This is a genomic window from Kitasatospora sp. NPDC058162, assembly GCF_042884005.1.
In the GTDB taxonomy this organism is placed as follows: Bacteria; Actinomycetota; Actinomycetes; order Streptomycetales; family Streptomycetaceae; genus Kitasatospora.
This window is the reverse complement of sequence record NZ_JBHVUS010000004.1, coordinates 128,044-153,400: the sequence shown is the minus strand read 5'-3', so window position 1 is coordinate 153,400 and position 25,357 is coordinate 128,044. Positions and strand designations below refer to the sequence as shown.

Here is a 25,357-nt window from a genome sequence, read left to right as displayed (position 1 = left end):
AGCCCGGCGGCCTCCTACACTCCCCGGCATGACAGCCATGGACCCAGTGATCCGCCCGGCGGCAGCGGCCGACCTCGACGCGGTGGCCGCGATCTACGAGCACTACGTACGCCACACCGTGGCCACCTTCGACGAGACCCCGCCGCTCCTCGCCACCTGGCAGCAGCGGCTGGACGACCTCACCGCCCAGGGGCTGCCCTTCCTGGTCGCCGAGGTGGACGGCGAAGTCGCCGGCTACGCGTACGCGGCCCCCTGGCGCCCCAAGCCCGCCTACCGGCACAGCGCCGAGGACTCCATCTACCTCGCGCCCGGCCACACCGGCCGAGGCCTCGGCGCCGCCCTGCTGGAAGCCCTGCTGGACGCCTGCGCCACGACCCACGTGCGCCGGATCATCGCCGTCGTCGCCGACACCGGCTCCGACGCCTCGGTCGCCCTCCACCGCCGCTTCGGCTTCACCGAGGCCGGCCGGCTCACCGCCGTCGGCCACAAGCACGGCCGCTGGATCGACACCGTCCTGATGCAACGCCCCGTCGGCTGACCCGCACCCGGGGCATCGGAGCTCCGCTCAGGACCCGCCGCTGCCGGACTCGCGCACGGCCAGGTCCCAGAGGTCCAGCCCGGCCCGGAGGAGTTCGCGCACGGCCGCGGTCTCCCCGTCCGTCCACTCCTCCTTGTCCGCCCCGTCCTCCCCGCCGAAGATCTTCTCGTAGGCGCTGTCGTGGACCGGGCCCTGGGCGGGAAGCGGCGGGCCGGCCGGCAGGCTGCGGGAGAGGTCCTCGAAGAAGTTCCACGCCTCCAACAGCAGCCCCGGCGAGGCCGCGCCGAGGTCCCGGCGCTCGACCCAACCGCGGACCGGGGCCAGATCGAGATCGTTCTCGCCCTCCCAGACGACCTCCAGGCCGTGCCTGACGCAGTGCTCCCGCAGCTTCTCGCGGTTCGGGAACGCGAGGAGCCGTCCGAGCGCGTCGACGAGCAGCCGGTCGGGCGCGTCGTCCTCGCCGGGCCGCCAGAGCAGCGTCAGGTCCCCCGTCCTGGTCGAGATGCGGTACGGAAAGTGGTCAGCCATGCGGGGGCTCCTCTCTACTGGTACCAGTCGTCGCCGCCCTGGGCGAGGCAACGGCCCAGGTAGTCCTTCAAGTCCCTTGCCACCCACCGGCGGCTGTCGCTCTCGTGCTCCCAGACGAAGATGTCCGGACGTCGAGGCGTCCGCACGAACGCGAACTGGTCCCCACCCCCGTTGTCCCCGAAGAACAGCAGGGCGTCGAACGGCATGTACAGCTGGGCGAAGGAGGGGTCGGAGCGGAACAGCAGGTTCTGCTCGACGATCTGCTCGACCGCCCACACGGAATCCACCGCGGTGTGCCCGACGATCCCGTCACTCTCCAGCAGCAACCCCCGCAGCTCCCCCGGCAACCCGAAGCCGAGCCGCCGCTCCGCCTCATCCAGCGCCGCCACCTGCGCGGGCCCCCGCAACCCCACCTCGGAAAAGGCCCCACGAGCCACATCTCTCCACATCCCCCGAACACTACCCAGCCCCCACCGAGCCCTCGCTCGAAGGCGCTCCACGCAGGAAGTCGTGGCAGCCCGCCTACACGATGCCGAAGGAGTCCGAGAGCCTCTCGCGGTTCCTGCGCGGGGAGCCGAAGCCGGTCGATCACAACACGGCGTGGCACCAGCGGGTGCGCGGCTTCGTCGCTGCGGGGCGTGCGATCGGGCGAGTGCGGGAATCGCCCTGGAGCATTCCGTCCCGTTCGCCGAGTACCTGAAAGAGCATGGGTGAGGCTCGACCCCGACCAGCTCGGCAGATCGAAGTCGGATCTGGCCGAAACGCTGAGGAGGCTCCGCCTGGAAGCCGGTCTCACAGGAGACCGGCTTTCGGCGCGTTGTGGCATCTCCCAGAGCAAGATCAGCAAGATCGAGACCGGAAGGGTGACTCCGACCCTGGTCGACGTGGAGCTCATCCTCAGGGCGCTCGGAGTGTCTGGCTCCCTCCTTCAGGAGATTTCCGCGCTGGCGCGGATCGCGAACACGGAATGGCAGGACAAGCGTGCTTCCTGGCGGCGAGGGGTCGGGAAGCGTCAGGCCGAGCTGTTGTCGCTGGAGACGGACGCGACAGAGCTGCGGTACTTCCTGCCGGCGATGATCACCGGCTTGCTGGCGACACCCGAGTACATCCGGGCGAGCCTGAGCCATTCTCCAGGTGACAAGACGGCTGTCACCGGCCGGAAGCTGGAGCGTCAGGCGGTGCTCTACGACGAATCGAAGTCGTTCACGTTCCTGCTCACGGAGCAGGCGGTGAACTGGGCCTTGATTCCACCCCCGGCAATGGTGTTCCGGGATTCTCGGGACGTCCTGCACTATCGTGAGATCTTCGCAATGTTCGAAGATCGTGCGCTGTTCGGTGATGACGCCCGCGCCCGGCTGCGTGACTGGGCGGGGCGCTATCGAGGAACACCCCGAGATCTTTAATCGATTTCGGGAATACCATGGTTCGGCTTCCCGGAATTCTCGTAATGTGCTCCTCACCGGTCGGAGAGTTCATCCGCAGGAGGGAACGCACATGGGAAAGCACGGCGGAGGATCGGGCGGGGACGGCCCCGGCAAGGCCGGTGGGGGCAGCGGCGGCGGCCACTCGGGGAAGCCGGACACCGCGCCGCACGACGGTCGGCGGGACGCGCCGCCCACCAACTTGCCCAAGCCGTCGAAGCCGTAGGGGAAAGCCATGACGTGGGACAGGCTGACCGACGAACTCCGGGAGTCCGGGGCGCTGTCGGCAGATTGGGAGAAGACGTTCCGCGGCACTCCGCGTGAGCTGTTCACCCCGGACCGGATTCTGCACGGGGGCGAGTGGATCGACCGCGCCGAACAGGCGGATCGCTGGGCCGAGTTGGTGGCATCGGACCTGGCTCTCGTGACGCAGGTCTACGACGGGACCGACACCCCGTCCTCGTCCAGCTCCATGCCCACCGTGGTCGCGCAGATGCTCCGGCACCTGGACGTGGCCGACGGCATACGGGTCCTGGAAGTGGGCACCGGCACCGGCTGGACGGCAGGTCTGCTGTCCCGCCAGGTCGGTGCGGAGAACGTGACCAGCGTCGAGCTGGACCCGGACCTCGCGAGTCAGGCCCGGAACCGCCTCCGCGCCGCCGACCTGCGGCCCACGGTCGTCGCCGGTGACGGCACGCTCGGCCACTCCGAGGGCGCCCCGTTCGACCGGGTGCACTTCACTGCGGCCGTGCAGCGGCTTCCGTCGGCGATCATCGAACAGACGGCCCCCGGCGGGGTCATCCTGGTGCCCTACGGCACGCCGTTCTGCAACGGCGCGCTGCTGCGTCTCACGGTGGCCGACGACGGGCAGTCGGCGAGCGGTCCGTTCGTCGAGGACGTGTCGTTCATGTGGGTGCGCGACCAGCGGCCCGACAGCGGTGAGTTCGACATCGAGGACATCCGGCACAGTGCGTCCGGGATCGACCCGGTGGACATGGCCCAGCAGACCCATGCCGCGTTCGCCATCGGGCTGCGGATCCCGGACCTGTTCCGCCGGGACGTGTGGACCGGCTACGACCGGTTCGGCACCGGCCGGGCCGAGATCTGGGACGGGGAGTCGTACGCCCACTGCCGCTTCGCCGACTGGGACGGGCCGCACGCCGTGTCGCAGTCCGGCCCGCGCAGCCTGTGGGACGAGGTGACGGCGGCGCACAGCTGGTGGGTTCGCAGCGGCAAGCCCGACCTCACCCGGCTCGGCATGACCGTGACCGTGTCCGGCGAACACCGTCCGTGGCTGGACGATCCCGGGAACGTCCTGCCCTGACTCCGAGGGTGCTGGTGCCCCTTGCACTGGGCAGGGGGCACCGGTAGACACGGGGGATCTTGGTTCCCCGCAGATTGGCCGTTCGATGGCTCGTACGACTCCGCCGCGTCCGCTCGATGTCGAGGCGGTGTTTCCCGAGGTGGCTGCTTTCCGGCGGGTGGCGACCCGGTTGCATCCGCGGCTCGGGGAGCCGGGGCCCAGGGACAGTTCGATGGGTGGGCCGGTGTTGTGGCCGGCTGGGGAGCCGTGGCCGCATTGTGGGGACGAGCACCCGCGGACGGGGTACTCGCCGCCGAGGAATGCGGAGGGACCGGTCCCGATGGTGGCTGTGCTGCAGTTGTTCGCCGCTGACGTGTCTGGGGTCGAACTCCCGGACGGGACAGACCTGTTGCAGGTGCTGTGGTGCCCGTTCGACCATGAGCCCGGCTTTGCGCCGAGGCCTGAGGTCTACCGCTGGGACAGCTCCCGGAGCGACCTCGAGCCGGCCGAGCCGCCCCGCCCGGTCGGTGTGGACGGCGACTATCTGCCGAATCCGTGTGTCCTGCACCCGGAGCGGGTCGTCGACTATCCGAGCTGGGACCTGCCGGGCGACGTCTTCGAGGCGCTGGGAGCGAGGTTCGAGGAGGTGGAGGAGGAGACCGGCTGGTCGTACGAGTCCCACCTGTCGGTGTCCGACGGGATCAAGGTCGGCGGCTATCCGACCTGGACGCAGGACCCGGACTGGCCCGACTGCCCGACCTGTGACCGCACCATGCGGCACCTCCTGACCGTCAACAGTGCCGAGTTCGATGGTGGGAGCTGGCGTACCGGGCTGGCCGTCGAGGACACCCCGACGGAGGGCGAGATCTGGGACCTCCCGTACGAGGAGAGGACGTTGATCCAGAGGGCGCACGGGCTGATGATCGGCGACATGGGCGGCGTCTACCTGTTCGAGTGTCCCGACTGCCCTGACCGGCCCTTCGCCTACCGTTCCGACTGCTCCTGACGGATGGCGTGGACGATCCCCGCTCCCCCTGTGAGGGGAGGGGGTCGGGCCGACGAGACGATTCGGCGGCTGCCCCCGCGCGGCGACCGTGGAGGCATGAAGCGAATCCTTCGCCCCGCCGCCTACGCCGCCGCCACCTGGTCGGCCGCGTTCTCCTTCGTCCACCTCTACTGGCTGGTCGGCGGCCGGATCGGCCTGCCGGACGGGTTGTCCGTCACCGGGAACACCCCGCTGCTGGTGATCGACATCCTCGCCATCCCGGGCTGTGCCGTCGCGGCGGTGCTCGCCCTGGCGATCGTCCGGCCGTGGGGCGTCCGGCTGCCGGCCAGGCTCCTGAGCATCGCGCTCTGGGGGATCACGGCTGTTCTGCTCGTCCACCCGCTGCCGTCCGTCCCGGACTGGCTGGCGCTCGCCGCCGGCTCCCGGACGACGGCCGACTTCGACGCGATGGGGCGTTTCGCGACGTTCCTCTACGAGCCGTTCTTCCTGGCCGGCGGTCTGCTGTTCGGCCTCGCCGCCCTCGGCCGCCACCGTCGGGTCTGAGGGACACCTGGCACTACGCCGGGTGCTCCAGGCCGATGGCGCGCAGCACGTCGGCGAGCCACACCAGGTGGTGGCCGACGGCGCGGTCCTGGTCGGCCAGCAGGTCCCGGAGGTGGTCCCAGGACTCCGACACCTGTCCGATCGTCAGCTCGCCCGGCTCCGACGTCACGTCGTACATCGCGCGCGGTGGCACCGCCCAGAAGAGGTCGTTCGCCAAGGCGACGTCCCCGCCCGCTACGCGCGCCTCGACATGCCGCATCAGCACCTCGAACGAATCGCGCACCTGATCGAGGGGCACCCGCACCGGCTCGTTGTTCATCGGCCCATCCTGCCCCGGCCCGGCGGCGCGAGCGCAGCGGGCTCTGCCCGTCCGTGCCGTGGTCGGGCGCTTCGCACGCCATCAAACGTCAGGATTCGGCCCCCTTGCCCCGACGCGTTGGCTCGATCGCTCCCTTGTGAGTGACCAACCGTGTTCGTAGCGTGACGAACGCCGTATCGCGGCTCCCACACAACGACGTGGAGGTGGCTTCGCCATGCCTGGAACACCCGACTACACCGAGCCCATCGAGCCGACGCCCGGCGTCGCCGCAGCGAACCGGAAGGCCGCGGAGGCGGCCAAGGCAGCCGACGAGAAGGACGGCCGGGACTTCGCCGATGCGACCCGGTTCATGATCGCCCCGCCGGACGTGCCCGTCATCATGTCCCGCAAGAACCCGGACAAGGTGGTCTGGGACTTCACCGCCTACGAATTCCTCGAAGACCACGAAGCCGAGTTCCCCACGGTCAACGGCAGCCTCCACCGGCAGGGCCGACTGACCGCCGTGGCAGGCCTGTTCCAGGTCACCAGCTGTCCCGCGTACCGGGTCTACCAGGTGCGCGGCTACGACCTGTCCAACATGACGATCGTCGAGACCGACACCGGCCTGGTCATCATCGACCCGCTGGCCTGCTACGAGACCGCGCAGGCCGCGCTCCAGCTGTTCCGGGACAAGACCGAGCTCAGCAAGGAGCAGCGCCCGATCCTGGGCGTCGTCTACACCCACTGCCACGTCGACCACTTCGGCGGCTCCCGCGGGCTGTTCCACGAGCTCGGCGACCCGCTGGAGCCCGGCGTGCCGATCGTCGCGCCGGAGGGCTTCCTCGAGCACGCGATCAGCGAGAACGTCTACGCCGGCCCGGCGATGGCCCGGCGCGCCCAGTACATGTACGCGGCGCAGCTGGACAAGAGCCCGCTGGGGCAGGTCGGTTCGGGCCTGGGCCTGACCGTCTCGACCGGCGAGGTGACGCTGATCCCGCCGACCGTCCACATCGGCGGGCCGGACCACCCGGAGGTCCCGAAGCAGAGCTGGCAGGAGAGCTACGTCATCCCCTGGCGGCCGGGGTTGTACGAGTTCGCCCTGGGCGGCGTCCAGATGCTGTTCCAGCTCACCCCGGGCACCGAGGCCCCGGCGGAGATGAACATCTACTTCCCGGACGCCCGGGCCCTGTGCATCGCCGAGAACGCCACCCACACCATGCACAACATCCTCAGCCTGCGCGGCGCGCAGGTGCGGGACGCGCACGCCTGGTCGAAGTACCTGACCGAGTCGATCCAGACCTTCGGCAAGGAGACGGACGTCCTGTTCGCCTCGCACCACTGGCCGATGTGGGCCGAGGCGGAGCACGAGGACCCGGGCGCGAAGGTGAGCAACGCCCGGATCCTCGAATTCCTCAACGAGCAGCGCGACATGTACGGCTACCTCAACGACCAGGCGCTGCGCCTGCTCAACGCCGGCCGGACCGGCATCGAGATCGCCGAGGAGCTGAAGACCCTCCCGCCCGGCCTCAACGACCACTGGTACAACCGGGGTTACTACGGCTCGGTGAGCCACAACCTCAAGGCGGTCTACCAGCGGTACATGGGCTGGTACGACGGCAACCCGGCGCACCTGTGGACGCTCCCGCCGGTGCAGGCGGGCGCGAACTACGTGCAGGCGATGGGCGGTGCGGAGGCCGTCATCACCCAGGCGCAGCAGGCCTACGACACCGACACCCCGGACGGCTTCCGTTGGGCCGCCGAACTGCTCAACCACGTCGTCTTCGGCGCGGCCGCCACCACGGGCACCCCGGTCCCCGAGGACGTGCTCCAGCGGGCCAAGGACCTCCAGGCCAAGGTCCTCACCCAGCTCGGCTACGGCGCCGAGAACGGCACCTGGCGCAACGTGTACCTGACCGGCGCCCAGGAGGTCGTCAACGGCCCGCAGCCGCTGATCACCAGCCAGTCCTCGGCCGACCTGATCCGCAGCACCACCCTGGAGCAGTTCTTCTCCGCGCTCGCCCGCAGCGTGGACGGGCCGACGGCCGCCGAGCAGCACCGCGTGCCGATCGCGCTCAACTGGGTGTTCACCGACACCGGCGACACCTGCACCACGACCTTGCGCAACGGCGTGCTGGTCTTCGTGCCGGGCGGCGACCGCTTCGTCGACGCCCCGGACGCGACCATCACGCTCACCCGCCGGACGCTCGACCTGATCGCCGAACGCCCCGGGTTCCAGCGGAACTTCGACCAGGCGGTGCAGGAGGGGCTGATCACGTTGGCCGGCGAGTACGCGCAGCAGGCGACGGACAGCGTCTTCGGCACGCTGACCCTGCCGAACCCGAAGTTCCCGATCGTCACCCCGTGATCCGGTGACGCGGTGATGCGACGTCCGGGCCCCGGTCTCCCCGCCGGGGCCCGGACGCCGCGTACCGGGACGCCGTAAAAGCGGGCGATTCACGGCGGACCCCGCCGCTAAACTGCGGTTCCCCGTCGCGAAGACCGTCGCGAGACCGGCCTGCGCGGCAGCCCGTAGCTTCGCCGAGAGGACGGTGTCCGGCCCATGCGTTGGTCCCAGCTGTACGTACCCACCCTTCGGGAGGACCCGGCCGACGCGGAGGCGGTGAGCCACCGGCTGCTGGTCCGCGGCGGGTTCGTCCGGCAACTCATGGCCGGGCACTACTCGTTGCTGCCGCTGGCGGTGCGGGTGCGCGCCAAGATCATGGACGTCGTCCGCGAGGAGATGGCCGCGATCGGCTCGCAGGAGTTCGTGCTGCCCACCATGCACCCCGCCGAGATCTGGCAGCGCAGCGGCCGCTGGGAGTCCATCGGTGAGGAGATGTTCCGGCTCAAGGACCGCAAGGGCGCGGACCTGGCGCTCGGGGTGACGCACGAGGAGGTCTTCACCGTGCTGGCGCAGGAGCTGCGTTCGTACCGGGACCTGCCCCAGATGTGGTACCAGTTCCAGACCAAGTTCCGGGACGAGGCCCGCCCCAAGAGCGGGCTGCTGCGGGTGCGCGAGTTCACCATGAAGGACTCGTACAGCTTCGACCTGGACGAGGCCGGCCTCGACCGTTCCTTCCGGCTGCACCAGGCCGCCTACGAGCGGATCTTCGCCCGGCTCGGGCTGCCCGCGATCGCCGTCCAGGCGTCCAGCGGGACGATGGGCGGCAGCGAGTCGGTGGAGTTCATGGCCGCCTCGACGGCCGGCGAGGACCTGGTGGTCCGCTGCCCCGGCTGCGACTACGCCGCGAACACCGAGAAGGCGACCTCGGCTCTCCCCGCGGTGGTGGACGGCCCCGGCCTCGACGCCCCCGAGCGCTTCGACACCCCGGACGCGCGGACCATCGAGGAGCTGGCCCGGCTGCACGGCGTGCCGGCCGAACGGCAGGCCAAGACGCTGGTGTACGTGGTGGACGGGCAGTTGACCCTCGTCCTGCTCCGCGGCGACCACAGCCTGGTCGAGCAGAAGCTCATCGACACCCTCGCCGCCACCGCCGTCCGCCCGGCGACGGGGGAGGAGATCCGGGCGGCGCTCGGCGCCTCCCCCGGCAGCCTGGGCGCCGTCGGCGTCCCGGCCGACCTGCCCGTCCTCGCGGACGAGGCGCTGCGCGGCCGCACCGACCTGACCACCGGCGCCAACACGGACGGGGTGCACCTGCGCGGGGTGTCCGTCGAGCGGGACGTCGCCGTGCGGCGGTGGGCCGACCTGCGGGAGGTCACCGCGGGGGAGCCCTGTCCCCTCTGCGGCGCGCCGCTGGAGGTGGCGGTCACCATCGAGGTGGGCCACATCTTCAAGCTCGGCCGCAAGTACACCGAGGCCCTCGGCGTCGCGGTGCTCGGCCGGGACGGCGAGCGGGTCGTGCCGGTCATGGGCAGCTACGGGATCGGCGTGGAACGGGCGTTGGCCGCCGTCGTGGAGACCCACCACGACGACAAGGGCATCGTCTGGCCGGTCGCGATCGCCCCCTTCGAGGTGGCCGTGGTCGTCCTCGGGACGAAGGACGAGCGGGTCGTCGAGGCGGCCGAGGGCCTCTACCGGCAGCTGCGGGCCGAGCGGGTCGACGTGCTGCTGGACGACCGCGACGAGCGGCCCGGGGTAAAGTTCCGCGACGTCGAGCTGATCGGCGTCCCGTACCGGCTCACGGTCGGTGCCCGCGGGCTGGCCGAGGGCCTGGTGGAACTCACCACCCGGGCCACCGGCGAGACCCGCTCCGTCCCGCTGGCGGAGGCGGTCGAGCACCTCCGCAAGCTGCTGACCGCCGAGGCGTAGCCGTACGGCCCGGCCGGCCCTGCGGGACCTCCGGATCGGGGGCCCTACGGGACGTCGATGCCCGCGGCGTGCAGCTTCTGCTGGATCAGTGCGCTCAGCCTGGTCCAGCCGGGGCGCTCGTCCTCGCCGTGGTGGGTGAGCAGTTCCTGGCGGGTGTCGCCGTCGGCGCGGTTGCGGAGGCCGCCGAGGGTGGGCAGCAGGGAGGGGTCGGCGATGAAGTGGCCGGCGACCTCCTCGGCGAGCTGCTCGATCCTGGGGTCGTCCGGGTCCCACTTCCCGGCGCTCCAGGTGAGCCGGACGACGGCGATGTGCCGCGGGTCCTCCAGACCGTGCTCGATCTGCGCGAGGTAGTCGTCGAAGCCCTCCGGCATCAGGGCGCGGACCAGGACCAGGGCCTCGTGGGCGGTCCGGACGTCGTCCGCGTCGAAGCCGAGTCCGGCCGGGGGCGGACGGGGTGGTGTGCGCGTTCCGGTTCGTCTTCATGCCTCCAGCGTCAGCGTTGACCTCGGGTCAAGGTCAACCCCGGTTCCGCGGGCGGGTTTCACGCCGTCCGCGGGGCGTCGGCGGGTTCACGGACGGGCGGCGAGTTCGCGGACGGTGGCGGCGACGGCCCGGTGGTCCTTGCGCAGGATCTTGGAGTGGTTGCTGGGCACCTTGGCGGCGATCCGGATGTGCGGGTGGTCGGCGGCGACCTCGGTGATGACGGCGCGCAGGCCCTCGATGGTCTTCTCGTCGGCGCCCAGGTTGCCGCCGGTGGCCAGGACGTAGCGGGTGGGGACGGTGAGCCGGTCGAGGACGGGGAGGAAGGCGTCGGGGGCGGACAGGCCGATGAGTTCGAGGTTGATCTCGGCGTGCTGCACGGCGCTCATCCGGGCGGCCAGGCCCAGGCGGCGGCAGAGCGGGAACAGCGGGCTGAGGCGGGCGAAGAGGCCGCGGATCTTGGCCTTGGCGGCGTCGTCGAGCGGCTCGACCGGCATCGCGCCGTCCACCGAGACCGCGCCCAGGACGCGCTCGGGGTGCCGCTCGGCGTAGTGCACGGCGATCATCGCGCCGTAGGACCAGCCGACCAGGATCGCCCGCTGGACGCCGCGGGCGTCCAGGACGGCGTCCAGGTCGCGCAGGGTGGCCTCGAAGGAGTAGTCGGAGGCGGTGGCGGACTTGCCGCGGGCGCGCTCGTCGTAGCGGATGTGGCGGTAGCCGTCGCCGAGGTCGGCGACCACCCGGCTCCAGTGCGACTGGTCGGCGTAGGAGCCGTTGAGGTAGACCACGGCGGTGCCGGTGCCGCCGGTGTCGCTGACGGCCAGGGCGGTGTCGTCGACCCGCACGGTGCCGCTCCAGGCGGGGACGTCGAAGGCGGCGGGGGCGGTGGCGGCGGGGGTCTGGGTGGTGGCGGGCGTCCGCATGGTTCCTTCTCCTTCTCCGGCGGCGGGCCCTTTTTGGCCCGCTGCTTTCTGATGAGGGAAAAGCTACGTTGCGTTCATTGGTCTGGCAACAAGCAGATTGCGTCGTGCGTACGTCATTGCAGGTCGGAGGCGGGAAATCATTGCAACGGATCTGCCGGTAATGCAACGGCTGGACCGTCCTTCGTTGCAATGGATTGAGGATGAACGCTATGTTGTGCGGAGAGACCACGGATCACCGAGGAGGCCGCGATGCCGGGAGGCAGACTCACCCAGCAGGAACGCCAGCAGATCGCGCTGGGGCTGGCCGACGGCCTCGCGTACGCGGAGATCGCCAGGCGCCTCGACCGGCCGACCTCGACCGTCACCCGCGAGGTGATGCGCAACGGCGGCCCCGGCACCTACCGCGCCGACCTGGCCCACCGCGCCACCGGCCACCGGGCCCAGCGCCGGCGGCAGTCCGCGCCCCAGGAGCCGAACAGCGCCCCGCAGCCGCACGGCCGGGACGCCGAGGCGGTGCGCGCCTACGAGGAGGTGCTGACCACCGTCATGATGCAGTCGGGCATGCCCAGGATGATGTCCCGGGTGCTGGCCTGCCTCTACATCACCGACGAGGGCAGCCTCACCGCCGCCGAGTTCGTCGAGCGCCTCCAGGTCAGCCCGGCGACCATCTCCAAATCGATCGCGTTCCTCGAGGCCCAGGGCATGGTGACCCGGGAGCGCGACGAACGCCGCCGCGAGCGCTACTTCATCGACGACGACATCTGGTACCGGTCGATGATGGTCAGCGCCCAGACCACCGCCCAGCTCGTCGACACCACCCGCGAGGGCGTCGGCGTCCTCGGCGCCGGCACCCCGGCCGGCAACCGGCTGGAGAGCATCGCCCGCTTCCTCGACTTCATCTCCGAATCCATCGCCCGGGCCGCCGAGCAGGGCCGCTTGGTCCTCCACGCGAGGCCCGAGGACGCCGAGCCCGAGGGCGCCGAGCCCGAAGGGGCCGAGGGGTCGGACGACGCCAACGGCTGACGCGAACGGCTGATGCCAAGGGGTGACGCCAACGGGTGACGCGGACCACATCCGCACCGTGTCACACCCTGCCCCGCTGCCCGGTCATAGAGGCAGCACAAGCAGGACGCACCAGCGCACCCGAGGGAGCACACCGTGGAAGCCCGACTGAACCCCTTCACCAGCCCGGTCATGGGCAAGGTCTACAAGCACCTCATCGCCGCGAACCAGCCGATCGCGGACTCGGCACTGCCGTACGCCACCCAGGAGTTGGTGCGGCTGCGGGCCAGCCAGATCAACGGCTGCGGGTTCTGCGTCGACATGCACTTCAAGGACGCCGTGCACGCGGGGGAGGAGGCGACCCGGCTGAACCTGGTGGCGGCCTGGCGGGAGGCCACCGTCTTCACCGACGCCGAGCGGGCCGCCCTGGAGCTGGCCGAGCAGGGCAGCCGGCTGGCCGACGGGGGCGGGGTGACGGACGAGGCGTGGGCGAACGCGGCGAAGCACTACGACGAGGAGCAGCTCGCGGCGCTGGTCTGCGTGATCGCGCTGATCAACGCGTTCAACCGCGGCAACGTCATGCTCCGCCAGCCCGCGGGCGACTACCGGCCGGGGCAGTTCGCCCAGCACTGAGCCGGGACCGCGCGGGCGGCCGGACGGAACTCCGTCCGGCCGCCCGCCGCCGTCTGCGGCCGCCTGACCCCGCCCGACCCCGCCCGCCGCCGCCGCCCGGCCCCGTCCGCCGCCGTCCGAGGCCCCGCAGGAGAGCGGAGCCGGTACGCACACCACCGAGCCCCACCCCTGGGGGCTCGGCGCCCAAAAACCGACCGTTAAGGTGTTAATCCAACATTCATCCATGCCGCATAGCCTCCGGGGGCTAGCCTCATGCTGAACGTCATCGTCCGACCGGGAGGCGAAACCCCCGTGCAAGGCACTGTCACCACACCGGGCGGCCCCGCCGTGGCCGGGGGCCAGGGCGAGGCCTTCCTCCTCGTCGTGGACGACGAGCCGAACATCCGCGAACTGCTCGCCGCCTCGCTGCGCTTCTCCGGATTCCGGGTGGCCTCCGCCGCGAGCGGGACCGAGGCGCTGGAGCTGATCGCCGTCGAGCGGCCGGACCTGGTGGTCCTCGACGTGATGCTGCCCGACCTCGACGGCTTCACCGTCGTCGAGAAGCTGCGCGAGCGCACCAACCGGGGCCAGATAGCCGGGCCCGCGCACGGGCACCCGGGCGACCACCTGCCGGTGCTGTTCCTCACCGCCAAGGACGGCGTCGGCGACAAGGTGCAGGGCCTGGCCGCCGGCGCGGACGACTACGTCACCAAGCCGTTCAGCCTGGAGGAGCTGATCGCCCGGATCCGGGCGATCCTGCGCCGGGCCGGCGGCCCCGCCGAGGACGGGCGCCTGCTGGTGGCCGACCTCAGCCTCGACCCGATCGCCCACGAGGTGACCAGGGCCGGCATCCCGGTCGCGCTCTCCCCGACCGAGTTCAAGCTGCTGCACTACCTGATGGCCAACGTCGGCCGGGTGGTGTCCAAGGCGCAGATCCTCGACCACGTCTGGGCCTACGACTTCGGCGGCGACCTCTCCATCGTCGAGTCGTACATCTCCTACCTGCGCCGCAAGCTCGACTCCGGCCCCGCTCACGGCCCCAAGCTGATCCACACCGTGCGCGGCATCGGCTACGCGCTGCGCCGCCCCCCGCAGGGCTGATCGGCCCGCCCGCCCGTGTTCACCCGCTTCACCTCCCGGCTGTCGCTGCGCGCCCGGCTCCTGGTCCTCGCCCTCGCGCTGGTGACCACCGGGCTGGTGGTCAGCGACACCTTCGTGCTGGGCACCGTACGGGCCCAGCTGGTGGAGCAGCTGGACGAGCAACTCCAGCGCTACGGCGTGCCGTTGTCGCGCAAGGCGCCGATGCAGCTGGCCACCCCGGGGGGCGGGAAGCCGGTCGTCACCGGGCGCCGGATCAGCCTGCCCAGCCAGTACCTGGTGCAGTGGCTGTCCTCGGACGGCAAGGTCCAGACGTCCCTGCGCCAGCCCCTCTCGGACAGCGACCCGGCGCCGCAGCTGGCCGGACTGGACCCGACCCAGACCGCCGCGGACACCCCCTTCGACCTGCCCGACCAGCGCGGCCACCACAGTTGGCGGGTGCTGGTGCTGCCGCTCCAGGCGCCGCGCGCGCCCGCCCCCGGGATCGGCGCGTACGCCTCGCCGGCCGCCACCCCGACCTACGTCATGGTCGCCGTCTCCCGGGAGGACGTCGACGCCACCACCGGCCGGCTGAGCACCTCCTTCCTGGCCATCGGCGGGGGCGTCCTGCTGCTGATCACCGCGCTCGGCTTCTTCGCCGTCCGGGCCGGACTGCGGCCGCTGCGGCGGATCGAGGAGGGTGCCGCCCGGATCGCCGCCGGCGAACTCTCGCACCGGATGCCGGAACTCTCCCCCGGCACCGAGGTCGGACGGCTGTCGATCGCGCTCAACGGCATGCTCACCCAGATCGAGGCGGCCTTCGCGGCCCGCGCCGAGTCCGAGGCCCGGATGCGGCGCTTCGTCGCCGACGCCTCGCACGAACTGCGCACCCCGCTGGCCGGCATCCGGGGCTTCGCCGAGCTGTACCGGATGGGCGCGCTGCCCACCGAGGCGGACGTCACCCGGACCATGAGCCGGATCGAGAGCGAGGCCGTCCGGATGGGCACCCTGGTCGAGGACCTGCTGGTGCTCGCCCGGCTCGACGAGGAACGCCCGCTCGACCTGGCCCCGATGGACCTGCGCACCCTCGCCGCCGACGCCCTGCACGACCTCACCGCGCTCGACCCCAGCCGCCCGGTCGCCCTCACCGGCCCGGCCGGCACCGGCGCGCCCGGCGCGGCGCCCGTCCTCGGCGACGAGGCGCGGCTGCGGCAGGTGGTCACCAACCTGGTCGGCAACGCCGTCAAGCACACCCCGCCCGGCACCCCGGTGCGGATCGGGGTCGGCGGCGGGCCCGACGGGGTCTGCCTGCTGGAGGTCGCCGACGCCGGGCCCGGCCTCACCGAGGAGCAGGCCCAGCGGGTCTTCGACCGCTTCTACCGGGTCGACGCCTCCCGCAGCCGGGACAACGGCGGCGGCGGCGGACTCGGCCTCGCCATCGCCACCGCCCTCACCCGCGCCCACGGCGGCACCCTCACCCTGGACACCTCACCGGGCGCCGGCGCTACGTTCCGGGTCGAACTGCCCACGAATGGTGACCGGGTTTCCTGAGTCTTTGTCGACTCGTCAATTCCGCTGCGGACCGGGCAATTGCGGAGGCCGTTTCCTTGCCGGAAACCGGCATGGAGAGTAAAGAATCCGTATGCCTATGATCAGCGCTGCCGGAGCGTCAGAAGGCGCTCGGGCAAGGGCATTTGCGCTCATTCTCCCGACCCGAAAGGGGTCATTGTGAAACTCCGCCGTACGCTGGTCTCGGCCGCCCTCGTCGCCGCCGTGATCTCGCCCGCAGCCGTCCTCTCCGCGGCACCCGCCTTCGCGGAGTCGGCTCCGGCGGCGCAGACCCGCAACGACACCGGCTCGATCGCCGCCCTGGAGAAGGCCGCCGCCGACGCGGACAAGGCCTACCAGGCGGCCAAGGCCGAGCAGGCCGCCATCGCCGCCAAGCTCGAAGCCTTCGACCCGGAGCCCTACCTCGCCAAGCTCCGCGAGGCCCAGGCCGCCGCCAAGAAGGCCACCGAGGCCCGGACCGCCGCCGAGGACGACCTCCACAAGGCGATGTCCGTCTACGACAAGGCGTCGGACGCCGAGCGCGAGAAGGCCCGGCAGGACCTGCTGAAGGCGATGGACAAGGCCAACGCCGCCATCGCCGCCGAGAAGCAGGCCAAGGAGGCCGCCACAGCCGCCGGCACGGCGGCGGACGACGCCAAGGTCGAGCTCTACCGCAAGATCAACGCCGCCAACAAGGCGGTCGAAACCGCTCTCGCCGCGAAGAACAACGCCGACAAGGCCCTCGCCGACGCCAAGGCCGCGGCGGAGAAGCCCGCCGAGAAGCCGGCTGAGAAGCCGGCTGAGAAGCCGGCGGAGCAGCCCGCCCAGCAGCCCGACACCGTCACCCCGGCCACCGACAGCACGGCGTCGACCACCTCCACCGGCACCACCAACACCGACAAGTCGACCACTACGGCGAAGACTTCGAGCTCCACCGACACCAAGGCCGCCACCACGACCACCACCGCGACCACCGGCTCGACCGCCGAGCTCGCCGAGACCGGCTCCAACCCGGCCACCCCGTACCTCGCCCTCGGAGCCGCCACCGCCATCAGCCTCGGCGCCGCCGCCCTCTACGTCTCGCGCCGCAAGAGCGCCCGCCCCACCTCCTGACCCACCCGGTTCGCGCCCGCTCGGGAGGAGGCCGCGAACCCCCACCCCACCCCGAACCGCAGGGCAGGCCCCCTCCCGGCCTGCCCTGCGGTTTCGCGTTTCCGTACCCCAAACGCCCCGTTCGGGTGAACCCTGAACCATTCACCCGATCAGCCCTCGACCGCGTGCGATGGTCCACCTGTTGCCCAGGCACCGGGAGAGCGAAGTGGACATGGACCAGAGGTCGTGGAGGGTCTGGAAGGCCATGACCTTTCCGAGGCGTGTCCGTGCAGAGATCGATGAGGGCAGCATCAGCGTCTCGCTCATCGGCGACTCTCGTCATATGGCGGTAGCCGGTGCTCTGGGGAGAGGACTGAGGAAGCAGCTTCGGGGGACGGGCTACAAGCCCCAGGTCCGATACGTGATTTCCGGTCTGAGTGCCATGAAGCCCGACCTTCTCGTGTTGCCCGAGGACACCACGGAGATCGAACACCCAGAGGGAGTGGGTGTGTTGGCGTCCGGGGTTCCACTCGTCGTCGAGATCGTGGGGTTCAGCAGCTGGCGGGAACGGGAGTTGAAGCCAGGCTTCTACGCGGGTGCGGGCATTCCGGTGTACGTCATCGTCGACGACAGCGACCACGGTGGTGCTGTCACCGTCCTTGCGAGGCCGGATCCTGGGCGCCGAGCGTATGACTTTTCGTTCCGGTACCCGTACGGCAAGAACGCGGTTATTCCGGAGGGACCCGCCGAGGGCTGTGTGATCGGCCCCGAAATCACTGGAGTGCGTAGTGTCTGACCTGGCCGTCTCCTTCAAGCGGGACCTTTCCGAGTGGCGGATCGCCCTCGTCGCCTGGCGGCTGCTGATCCTGCAGGCGGCGGATCCGGTGGTGGGGGCCGGGATGCACGAGCACTCCACTTACCGGGCGCATCCGTGGCGGCGGATCGAGCACACGTTGGGGAGCGGGCGGCGGCTGTTCTACCAGGACGAGGAGGCGCTGCGTCGGGAGGTCGCCCGGCTGGAGCGGGCGCACAAGCGGATCCGTGGCGAGATGCCGGACGGCCAGGCGTACGACGCCCGGGACGCGGCGACCAGGGTGTGGGTGCTGCTGACGCTGTTCGAGTGCGTGGTCGCCATGCGGCGGCTCGGCGGGGACGCCTACGACGCCGGGCAACTGGAGCTCGCCTACCGGGAGTTCAGGGAGGCGATCGCGGCCTTCGACCTTCCCGAGGCGGAACTCCCCAAGGCTGCCGCCGACTTGCCCGGCTACTTCGCCCGGTACACCGCCGAGAAGCTGGAGTTCACCGAGGCCGCCCGCTACCTCCTGGACGACATCCTGCACGAGGCGCCCCGCCCGCGCCGGCTGTGGTTCCTCGGGGACGCCGGGTGGCGGGTCACCCGGGCGGTGGTGGCCCGGGTGATCCGTGAGCTGACGGTGGCCGACCTGCCGCCGGCCGTACGGGAGCGGCTCGGCCTGGTCCGGACGAGGCGGGGTGCCCTGCTGTCCGTGCTGCTGCACCGCGGGGCCGGGGTCGTCGTCCCGCGCCTCCCGGAGCGGATGCGCTATCGCTCCCCGGAGGAGCAGGCCCCGCCGGGCCGGCTGCGTCCGCAGCGCCGGGACGCGCGGGGCTCCCGGGTGGACCGGTTCTTCCGGGAGGTGCTCGACCAGACCGGCGACGGTGTCATCACCGTGCACGACCTGCGGGCGATGGCCCACAACGTGTGCTGGCAGCTGGAGTTGGACGAGGCCGCCGAGGCCCGGGTGTACGCGGCCTTCGACGGGTGGTGGGAGCAGCTGCGGGTGGCGATGGACGCCAACGGGGACGGCGAGGTGAGCCGGGAGGAGTTCGTGGCGGCGACCCTGGCGGGCTGCGACCGGGACGAGGCGTACCTGGAGCGGGGGCTGCTGCCCGCGCTGCGGGCGGTGTTCACCGCGGCCGACACGGACGGCAGCGGCTTCCTGGAGTTCGACGAGTACCGCGTGGTGTTCGGCGGCCCCCGGGTGCACCCGGCCGAACTGTCGCACGGTTTCCGCCAGTTGGACACGGACGGGGACGGGCGGATCACGGTGGAGGAGTTCGTGGGCGGCTTCACCGAGTTCTTCACGGCCCGCGCCGACTCGACCTCGGGCGCCCAGCTCCTCGGTCGTCCGTAGTCGGCCGTCCGTAACCGAGCAAGCACCTAGCACGCCCCGCTCGCCGCCGCGAGCGGGGCGTGCTGCTGTCAAGCGCCGGTTCGGCCAAGAGCGACGCGCCGTCCGCCCGCTCGTTCGTTGCCGCGGCGCCGGTCGGTCCGCAGACTGTGCGCACCGCCTGCGCTCACCGTGACGCACCGCACACGGGTGTCAACGCGACCCCACCTGCGGTTCCTCCGTAAGGATGGTGGATACTGTGCTTGTGAACGTGTTCACGTTCACAAGCGGACAAGCTTGCACGCTTGTGCAACGGTCTACGGCAATAGATGAAGTTTGTCCGGAACACGCCCTGAGAACGGGCCGGTTGGGAGAGAGGGCGACGTGGAACTGGCAATCGCTCACGAGACGATCGCGCGATGGCAATTCGGAGTCACCACCGTCTACCACTTCCTCTTCGTACCGCTCACCATCAGCCTGGCCGCCATCGTGGCCGGGCTGGAGACCGCCTGGGTGCGTACGAACAAGGAGAAGTACTTCCACGCGACCAAGTTCTGGGGAAAGCTCTTCCTCATCAACATCGCGATGGGTGTCGTCACCGGAATCGTCCAGGAATTCCAGTTCGGCATGAACTGGTCCGACTACTCCCGCTTCGTCGGCGACGTCTTCGGCGCCCCGCTCGCGATGGAGGCGCTGATCGCGTTCTTCTTCGAGTCCACCTTCATCGGCCTGTGGATCTTCGGCTGGGACAAGCTGCCGAAGAAGATCCACTGCGCCTGCATGTGGATGGTCTCGCTGGGCACCGTGCTCTCCGCCTACTTCATCCTGGCCGCCAACTCCTGGATGCAACACCCGGTCGGCTACGCGATCGACCCGGCCACCGGCAAGGCGCAGCTCACCGACATCACCAAGGTGCTGTTCCAGAACACCACGCTCACCGTCGTCTTCCACACCCTGACCGCCGCCTTCCTGACCGGCGCCGCCTTCATGGTCGGCATCGCCTCCTTCCACCTCTGGAAGGCCAAGCGCAGGCCGGAGAGCGCCGACCCCAAGAAGACCGCCGTGATGCGCACCTCGCTGCGGCTCGGCCTGGTGCTCGCCGTGGTCTTCGGCGCCGGCACCGCGCTCAGCGGCGACACCCTCGGCAAGGTCATGTTCGAGCAGCAGCCGATGAAGATGGCCGCCGCCGAGGCGCTGTGGGACACCCAGTCGCCCGCGCCGTTCTCGATCTTCGCGGTCGGCGACGTCAGCAAGGGCCACAACTCGGTCGAGCTGGAGGTCCCCGGGATACTCTCCTTCCTCGCCCACAGCGACTTCAGCTCCTCCGTCCCCGGCATCAACGACACCGCGGCCGCCGAGGCCGCCGCGCACGGCGGCAACCCCAAGGACTACATCCCGAGCGTCTTCGTGACGTACTGGGGCTTCCGCTTCATGATCGGCTTCGGGATGACCTCCTTCGTCGCCGCCCTGATCGGCCTCTGGACCACCCGGCGCACGTTCCTGCTGCGCCCCGAGTTCCGTACCGGCGACACCGAGGTGCCCCGGCTGATGCTCACCCCGTCACGGGAGATGGGGCCGCTGCTCACCAAGTGGAGCTGGCGGATCGGCATCCTGACCATGGGCTTCCCGCTGATCGCCAACAGCTTCGGCTGGATCTTCACCGAGATGGGCCGTCAGCCCTGGGCCGTCTTCGGCCTGATGACCACCGCGAGCGCCGTCTCCCCGAACGTCGGCATCGGCACCCAGATCGGCGCCCTGGTCACCTTCACCACGCTGTACGCGATCCTCGCCGTCGTCGAGGTCCGGCTGCTGGTCAAGTACGCCAAGGCCGGGCCGGTGGTGACCGAGCGGCCCCCGGCCAAGGACCCGTCGCTGCGCGGCCCGTCCGCGGACGAGGACGCCGACAAGCCGCTCGCCTTCGCGTACTGACCGGCACCACAGGGGATTTGAGGATCTGACATGCAACTCCACGACGTCTGGTTCGTGCTGATCGCGGTCCTGTGGATCGGCTACTTCTTCCTGGAGGGCTTCGACTTCGGGATCGGCATCCTCACCAAGCCGCTCGCCCGGAACACCGCCGAGCGCCGGGTGCTGATCAACACCATCGGCCCGGTCTGGGACGGCAACGAGGTCTGGCTGCTGACCGCCGGCGGCGCCACCTTCGCCGCCTTCCCGGACTGGTACGCGACCCTGTTCAGCGGCTTCTACATCCCGCTGCTGGTCATCCTGGTCTGCCTGATCGTCCGCGGCGTGGCCTTCGAGTACCGGGCCAAGCGCGACGGCGCCCGCTGGCAGCGCAACTGGGAGGAGGCCATCTTCTGGACCTCCCTGCTGCCGGCCTTCCTGTGGGGCGTGGCCTTCGCCAACATCGTCCGCGGCGTGGACATCGACGCGCAGAAGAACTACGTCGGCGGACTCGCCGACCTGCTCAACCCGTACGCGCTGCTCGGCGGCCTGGTGACGCTCACCCTGTTCACCTTCCACGGCGCGGTGTTCGCGGCCCTCAAGACCGTCGGCGAGATCCGCGAGCGGGCCCGCAAGGCGGCTCTCCAGGCGGGTCTGGCCGCCGCCGTCCTCGCCCTCGCCTTCCTGGTCTGGACCCAGGCGGACAGCGGCAACGGCCGCAGCCTGGTCGCCCTGACCGTCGCCGTGCTGGCCCTGGTCGCAGCCCTGGTGGCCAACCAACTCGGCCGCGAGGGCTGGGCGTTCATCCTCTCCGGGGCGACCATCGTGGCCGCGGTCGCGATGCTCTTCCTGGCGCTCTTCCCGAACGTCATGCCGTCCACGCTGAACCCGGCCTGGAGCCTGACCGTGACCAACGCGGCCTCCTCGCCGTACACCCTCAAGCTGATGACCATCGTGGCCGCCGTGTTCACCCCGCTGGTGCTGCTCTACCAGGGCTGGACGTACTGGGTGTTCCGCAAGCGGATCGGGGTGCAGCACATCCCGGGCAGCACCCACCAGCCCGCCGCCCCGCTCGACCAGGCCTGACGCCGTGAAGCCGGTCGACCCGAGACTGCTCGCCCACGCCCGCACCACCCGTGCCTTCCTCGCCGGATCCGTGCTCCTCGGCGGGGCGGGCGCGGCCCTGGTGGTCGCCCAGGCGAGCCTGATCGCCGAGATCGTGGTCCGCGCCTTCCAGCGCGGGGCCGGCCTCGGCGAACTGACCACCCCGCTGGTCCTGCTCGCCCTGACCGCCGTCGGCCGCGGGCTGGTCGGCTGGCTCACCGAACTCACCGCGCACCGGTCCGTCGCCCGGGTGAAGTCCACCCTGCGGCGCCGGCTGCTCGACCACGCCACCGCGCTCGGCCCGTCCTACCTGGCGGGCCGGCGCACCGGCGAGCTCACCGCCCTCGCCACCCGCGGCATCGACGCCCTCGACGACTACTTCGCCCGCTACCTCCCGCAGTTGGCGCTCGCCGTGGTCGTCCCGGTGATCGTGCTGCTGCGGATCGTCGGCGCCGACTTCACCTCCGCCGCGGTCATCGCCGGGACGCTGCCGCTCATCCCGCTGTTCATGGTGCTCATCGGGATGGCCACCCAGGCCCGGATGGACCGCCAGTGGAACTCCCTCGCCCGGCTCTCCCACCACTTCCTCGACGTCGTGGCGGGCCTGCCCACCCTCAAGGTGTTCAACCGGGCCCGCGCCCAGGCCGCCACCATCGCCCGGATCACCGCCGACTACCGCCGGGCCACCCTGCGCACCCTGCGGATCGCCTTCATCTCCTCCTTCGCGCTGGAGCTGCTCTCCACCCTGTCCGTGGCGCTGGTCGCGGTCACCATCGGCTTCCGGCTGGTCGACGGCACCCTCGACCTGGAGACCGGGCTGCTGATCCTGATCCTCGCCCCCGAGGTGTACTTCCCGATCCGCCAGGTCGGCGCGCTCTACCACTCCAGCGTCGAGGGGCTCACCGCCGCCGACGAGATCTTCCGGGTGCTGGAGACCCCGCTGCCCGCCGCGGGCACCCGCCCCGCCCCCGACCTCACCGGCGCCGTGATCACCGCCGAGGGCCTGACCGTACGCCACCCCGGACGCGCCCTGCCCGCCCTGGACGGCGCCGCGCTCACCTTGCGCCCCGGCTCCAGCACCGCCCTCACCGGGCCCAGCGGGGCCGGCAAGTCCACCCTGCTGGCCGTCCTGCTCGGCCTCACCGCCCCGCAGGCCGGCACCGTCCGGATCACCGCCGCCGACGGGCGGACGCACGACCTCGCCGAACTGGAACCCGGCAGCTGGCGGCGGCAGATCGCCTGGGTGCCCCAGCACCCCCACCTGTTCGCCGGGACGATCGCCGACAACCTGCGGCTCTACCGGCCCGAGGCGCCCGACGAGCAGCTGTGGACGGCGCTGCGGGCCGCCCACGCGCTCGACTTCGTCACCGACCTGGACGCCGAACTGGGGGAGGACGGCGCCGGGCTCTCCGCCGGCCAGCGCCAGCGCCTCGCCCTCGCCCGGGTGCTGCTCGCCGACGACCGGCCGCTGGCGCTCCTCGACGAGCCCACCGCCAACCTGGACGGCGCCTCCGAGGCGGCCGTCGTGGCCGCCGTCCGGGCCCTCGCCGAGGATCCGGCGCGCACCGTGCTGGTGGTCGCCCACCGGCCCGCGCTGCTGGCGGTTGCGGACCAGCGGGTCCGGCTCGCGGGGGCACCGGTCGAGCCGCAGCAGCCGGTCGCCCCGCCCACCCACGCGGCCCCGCCCCGAGCCGAAGGGCGCGCCGGTGCCGAAAGGGAGAGCGCGAGGGAGCGACGCAGGAGCGAGGGAGCGCCGACCGTCGGCGCCGGGTCGGAGCGCCCGGAGGCGAGCGGGCGAGTCACTGCCGAGCCCGCCGCCCCCCGGCTGGCGCTGTCCGTGCTGCTCGGCGCGCTCGCCCTCGGCAGCGCCGTCGCCCTGATGGCCACCTCCGGCTACCTCATCTCCCGGGCCTCCCAGATGCCCCCGGTGCTCTACCTGATGATGGCCGTCACCTCCGTCCGCGCCTTCGGCATCGGCCGCAGCGTCTTCCGCTACGCCGAACGGCTGGTCTCCCACGACGCGGTGCTGCGCACCCTCGGCACCCTGCGGGCCGCCGTGTACCGCCGGCTGACCGTGCTCGCCCCCGCCGGGCTGCCCGCCTTCCGGCGCGGCGACCTGCTCTCCCGGCTGGTCGCCGACGTCGACGCGATCCAGGACCACCACCTGCGCTGGCGGCTGCCCGCCGCCGTCGCGGCCGTGGTCTCGCTCGCCTCGGCCGTCGCGATGGGCGCCTTCCTGCCCTCCGCCGGGCTGGTGCTCGGCCTCGGACTGCTGCTCGCCGGGGTGCTGGTGCCCGCGCTGGCCGCCCGCTGGTCGGCCGACGCCGAGCGGCGCCAGGCGCCGGCCCGCGGGCGCCTGGCCACCGCGGTGGTGGACGGCCTGACCGGCACCGCCGAACTCACCGTGGCCGGCGCGCTGCCCGCCCGGCTGGCCGCCGTCCGCACCGCCGACGCCGCCCTCACCGGCCTCGCCGCCCGCTCCGCCGCCACCACCGCGCTCGGCACCGGGCTGATCGCCCTGCTCACCGGGCTGACCGTGGTCGCCGCGGCCGCCGTCGGCATCCAGGGGGTGCGCGGCGGCGCGCTCGCACCGGTCTGCCTGGCCGTCGTGGTGCTGACCCCGCTGGCCGCCTTCGAGGCCGTCACCGGGATGCCGCTCGCCGTCCAGGCCCGCCAGCGCAGCCGCGCCGCCCGGGCCCGGCTGGACGAGGTGCTGACCGCCCCCGCGCCGGTGTCCGAGGCGGCGGAGCCGGCCGCGCTGCCCGCGCAGCCGCTGCCCGTCGCGGTGCGCGGGCTGACCGTACGGCACCCCGGGCAGGCCGTGGACGCGCTCAGCGGCGTCGACCTCGACCTCGCGCCCGGCCGCCGGATCGCCGTGGTCGGCCCCTCCGGCTCCGGCAAGACCACGCTCGCCCAGGCGCTGCTGCGCTTCCTGGAGCCCGGCGCCGGGTCCGTCACCTTCGCCGCCGGTCGTCCACAGGCTGTGGACAGTCGCGCGCTCGCGGGCGAGGACGTCCGCCGGGTGATCGGCCTCTGCGCCCAGGACGCCCACGTCTTCGACAGCTCGCTGCGCGAGAACCTGCGGCTGGCCCGCCCCGACGCGGACGAGGACGAGCTGCGCGCCGCCCTCGCCGCCGCCCGGCTGCTGGACTGGACCGAGGGCCTGCCGGACGGCCTGGACACCATGGTCGGCGAGCACGGCGCCCGCCTCTCCGGCGGCCAGCGCCAGCGCCTCGCGCTCGCCCGGGCCCTGCTGGCCGACTTCCCCGTGCTGGTCCTGGACGAGCCCGCCGAACACCTCGACCTGCCCACCGCCGACGCCCTCACCGCCGACCTGCTGGCCGCCACCGCGGGCCGGACCACCGTGCTGATCACCCACCGGCTCGCCGGACTGGACGACGGCACCGTGGACGAGGTGCTGGTGCTGGAGGCCGGCCGGGTCGCCGAGCGGGGCCGCTGGTCCGAGCTGGTCGCCGACCCGGACGGGCGGCTGCACGAGCTGTGGCGCCGGGAGCGGGAGGCGGACGGGCTGCTGGAGGCGGTGGCGGTGTGACGGCGCACCGGCCTCCGTCCGGCCG

General features: G+C 71.7%; 22 protein-coding genes and 1 pseudogene. 18 read left to right on the top strand and 5 right to left on the bottom strand.

The window, feature by feature from the left end; all coding sequences use genetic code 11:
• The first annotated feature begins 28 nt into the window (after positions 1-28).
• Positions 29-538 (top strand): GNAT family N-acetyltransferase, encoded by a 510-nt coding sequence (locus tag ACFVXG_RS09825; protein WP_387925999.1) that lies wholly within the window; start codon positions 29-31, stop codon positions 536-538.
• 27 nt (positions 539-565) lie between these two features.
• Here ACFVXG_RS09825 and ACFVXG_RS09820 read toward each other — a convergent pair whose 3' ends face one another.
• Positions 566-1,066, bottom strand: coding sequence for a hypothetical protein (locus tag ACFVXG_RS09820; RefSeq protein WP_387925997.1), 501 nt, complete (start codon positions 1,064-1,066; stop codon positions 566-568).
• Positions 1,067-1,080: 14 nt separating this feature from the next.
• On the bottom strand, positions 1,081-1,455 hold the full coding sequence (locus ACFVXG_RS09815) for an SMI1/KNR4 family protein (protein ID WP_387925995.1): 375 nt from the start codon (positions 1,453-1,455) through the stop codon (positions 1,081-1,083).
• Between the two features lie 137 nt (positions 1,456-1,592).
• On the opposite strand from ACFVXG_RS09815, the pseudogene ACFVXG_RS09810 reads away from it, so the two are divergent.
• The 5 genes and pseudogenes from ACFVXG_RS09810 to ACFVXG_RS09790 all read left to right on the top strand — a co-directional run.
• Positions 1,593-1,766: pseudogene (locus ACFVXG_RS09810) on the top strand (DUF6879 family protein); the annotation flags it as partial.
• Positions 1,767-1,776: 10 nt separating this feature from the next.
• Complete coding sequence (locus ACFVXG_RS09805; RefSeq protein ID WP_387925994.1) at positions 1,777-2,469, top strand: Scr1 family TA system antitoxin-like transcriptional regulator; 693 nt, start codon at positions 1,777-1,779, stop codon at positions 2,467-2,469.
• Between the two features lie 253 nt (positions 2,470-2,722).
• Positions 2,723-3,811 carry a protein-L-isoaspartate O-methyltransferase gene (locus ACFVXG_RS09800; RefSeq protein ID WP_387925992.1) on the top strand — a complete coding sequence of 363 codons (1,089 nt, stop codon included), beginning with the start codon at positions 2,723-2,725 and terminating at the stop codon, positions 3,809-3,811.
• Between the two features lie 319 nt (positions 3,812-4,130).
• The gene (locus tag ACFVXG_RS09795; RefSeq protein ID WP_387925990.1) at positions 4,131-4,796 is read left to right on the top strand and encodes a DUF1963 domain-containing protein; all 666 of its coding nucleotides are present in this window, start codon (positions 4,131-4,133) and stop codon (positions 4,794-4,796) included.
• 96 nt (positions 4,797-4,892) lie between these two features.
• The gene (locus ACFVXG_RS09790; RefSeq protein ID WP_387925988.1) at positions 4,893-5,339 is read left to right on the top strand and encodes a DUF3995 domain-containing protein; all 447 of its coding nucleotides are present in this window, start codon (positions 4,893-4,895) and stop codon (positions 5,337-5,339) included.
• A 13-nt stretch (positions 5,340-5,352) separates the two neighbouring features.
• On the opposite strand, the gene ACFVXG_RS09785 is transcribed toward ACFVXG_RS09790, so the two are convergent.
• Positions 5,353-5,658 (bottom strand): hypothetical protein, encoded by a 306-nt coding sequence (locus tag ACFVXG_RS09785; RefSeq protein ID WP_387925987.1) that lies wholly within the window; start codon positions 5,656-5,658, stop codon positions 5,353-5,355.
• Positions 5,659-5,872: 214 nt separating this feature from the next.
• Here ACFVXG_RS09785 and ACFVXG_RS09780 point away from each other — a divergent pair, with 214 nt between their 5' ends.
• Positions 5,873-8,002: an alkyl/aryl-sulfatase gene (locus ACFVXG_RS09780; RefSeq protein ID WP_387925985.1), complete on the top strand. Its 2,130-nt coding sequence runs from the start codon at positions 5,873-5,875 to the stop codon at positions 8,000-8,002.
• A gap of 195 nt (positions 8,003-8,197) precedes the next feature.
• Entirely contained in the window at positions 8,198-9,907 is a 1,710-nt protein-coding gene (locus ACFVXG_RS09775; protein WP_387925983.1) for a proline--tRNA ligase, read from the top strand.
• Positions 9,908-9,951: 44 nt separating this feature from the next.
• Here the strand turns inward: ACFVXG_RS09775 and ACFVXG_RS09770 are convergent, their stop codons facing one another.
• Together ACFVXG_RS09770 and ACFVXG_RS09765 are read right to left on the bottom strand one after the other, a co-directional pair.
• Entirely contained in the window at positions 9,952-10,278 is a 327-nt protein-coding gene (locus ACFVXG_RS09770) for a hypothetical protein (protein ID WP_387925981.1), read from the bottom strand.
• A gap of 198 nt (positions 10,279-10,476) precedes the next feature.
• Entirely contained in the window at positions 10,477-11,310 is an 834-nt protein-coding gene (locus ACFVXG_RS09765) for an alpha/beta fold hydrolase (RefSeq protein WP_387925980.1), read from the bottom strand.
• Positions 11,311-11,559: 249 nt separating this feature from the next.
• On the opposite strand from ACFVXG_RS09765, the gene ACFVXG_RS09760 reads away from it, so the two are divergent.
• The 10 genes from ACFVXG_RS09760 to cydD all read left to right on the top strand — a co-directional run bounded on the left by ACFVXG_RS09760 (position 11,560) and on the right by cydD (position 25,332).
• On the top strand, positions 11,560-12,333 hold the full coding sequence (locus ACFVXG_RS09760; protein WP_387925978.1) for a helix-turn-helix domain-containing protein: 774 nt from the start codon (positions 11,560-11,562) through the stop codon (positions 12,331-12,333).
• 135 nt (positions 12,334-12,468) lie between these two features.
• Positions 12,469-12,945: a carboxymuconolactone decarboxylase family protein gene (locus ACFVXG_RS09755; protein WP_387925976.1), complete on the top strand. Its 477-nt coding sequence runs from the start codon at positions 12,469-12,471 to the stop codon at positions 12,943-12,945.
• 291 nt (positions 12,946-13,236) lie between these two features.
• Positions 13,237-14,025 carry a response regulator transcription factor gene (locus ACFVXG_RS09750; protein ID WP_387925974.1) on the top strand — a complete coding sequence of 263 codons (789 nt, stop codon included), beginning with the start codon at positions 13,237-13,239 and terminating at the stop codon, positions 14,023-14,025.
• A gap of 15 nt (positions 14,026-14,040) precedes the next feature.
• Positions 14,041-15,552: a sensor histidine kinase gene (locus ACFVXG_RS09745; RefSeq protein WP_387925972.1), complete on the top strand. Its 1,512-nt coding sequence runs from the start codon at positions 14,041-14,043 to the stop codon at positions 15,550-15,552.
• 177 nt (positions 15,553-15,729) lie between these two features.
• Positions 15,730-16,662 carry an LAETG motif-containing sortase-dependent surface protein gene (locus ACFVXG_RS09740; protein WP_387925970.1) on the top strand — a complete coding sequence of 311 codons (933 nt, stop codon included), beginning with the start codon at positions 15,730-15,732 and terminating at the stop codon, positions 16,660-16,662.
• A 211-nt stretch (positions 16,663-16,873) separates the two neighbouring features.
• Positions 16,874-17,437 (top strand): Uma2 family endonuclease, encoded by a 564-nt coding sequence (locus ACFVXG_RS09735; protein WP_387926491.1) that lies wholly within the window; start codon positions 16,874-16,876, stop codon positions 17,435-17,437.
• Positions 17,430-18,794: an oxygenase MpaB family protein gene (locus tag ACFVXG_RS09730; RefSeq protein ID WP_387925969.1), complete on the top strand. Its 1,365-nt coding sequence runs from the start codon at positions 17,430-17,432 to the stop codon at positions 18,792-18,794. The genes ACFVXG_RS09735 and ACFVXG_RS09730 overlap by 8 nt, the downstream gene beginning before the upstream one ends.
• 360 nt (positions 18,795-19,154) lie before the next feature.
• Positions 19,155-20,699, top strand: coding sequence for a cytochrome ubiquinol oxidase subunit I (locus ACFVXG_RS09725; RefSeq protein ID WP_387925968.1), 1,545 nt, complete (start codon positions 19,155-19,157; stop codon positions 20,697-20,699).
• 30 nt (positions 20,700-20,729) lie between these two features.
• On the top strand, positions 20,730-21,761 hold the full coding sequence (gene cydB / locus ACFVXG_RS09720) for a cytochrome d ubiquinol oxidase subunit II (RefSeq protein WP_387925966.1): 1,032 nt from the start codon (positions 20,730-20,732) through the stop codon (positions 21,759-21,761).
• A gap of 4 nt (positions 21,762-21,765) precedes the next feature.
• Entirely contained in the window at positions 21,766-25,332 is a 3,567-nt protein-coding gene (gene cydD, locus ACFVXG_RS09715; protein ID WP_387925964.1) for a thiol reductant ABC exporter subunit CydD, read from the top strand.
• Positions 25,333-25,357: the final 25 nt, after the last annotated feature.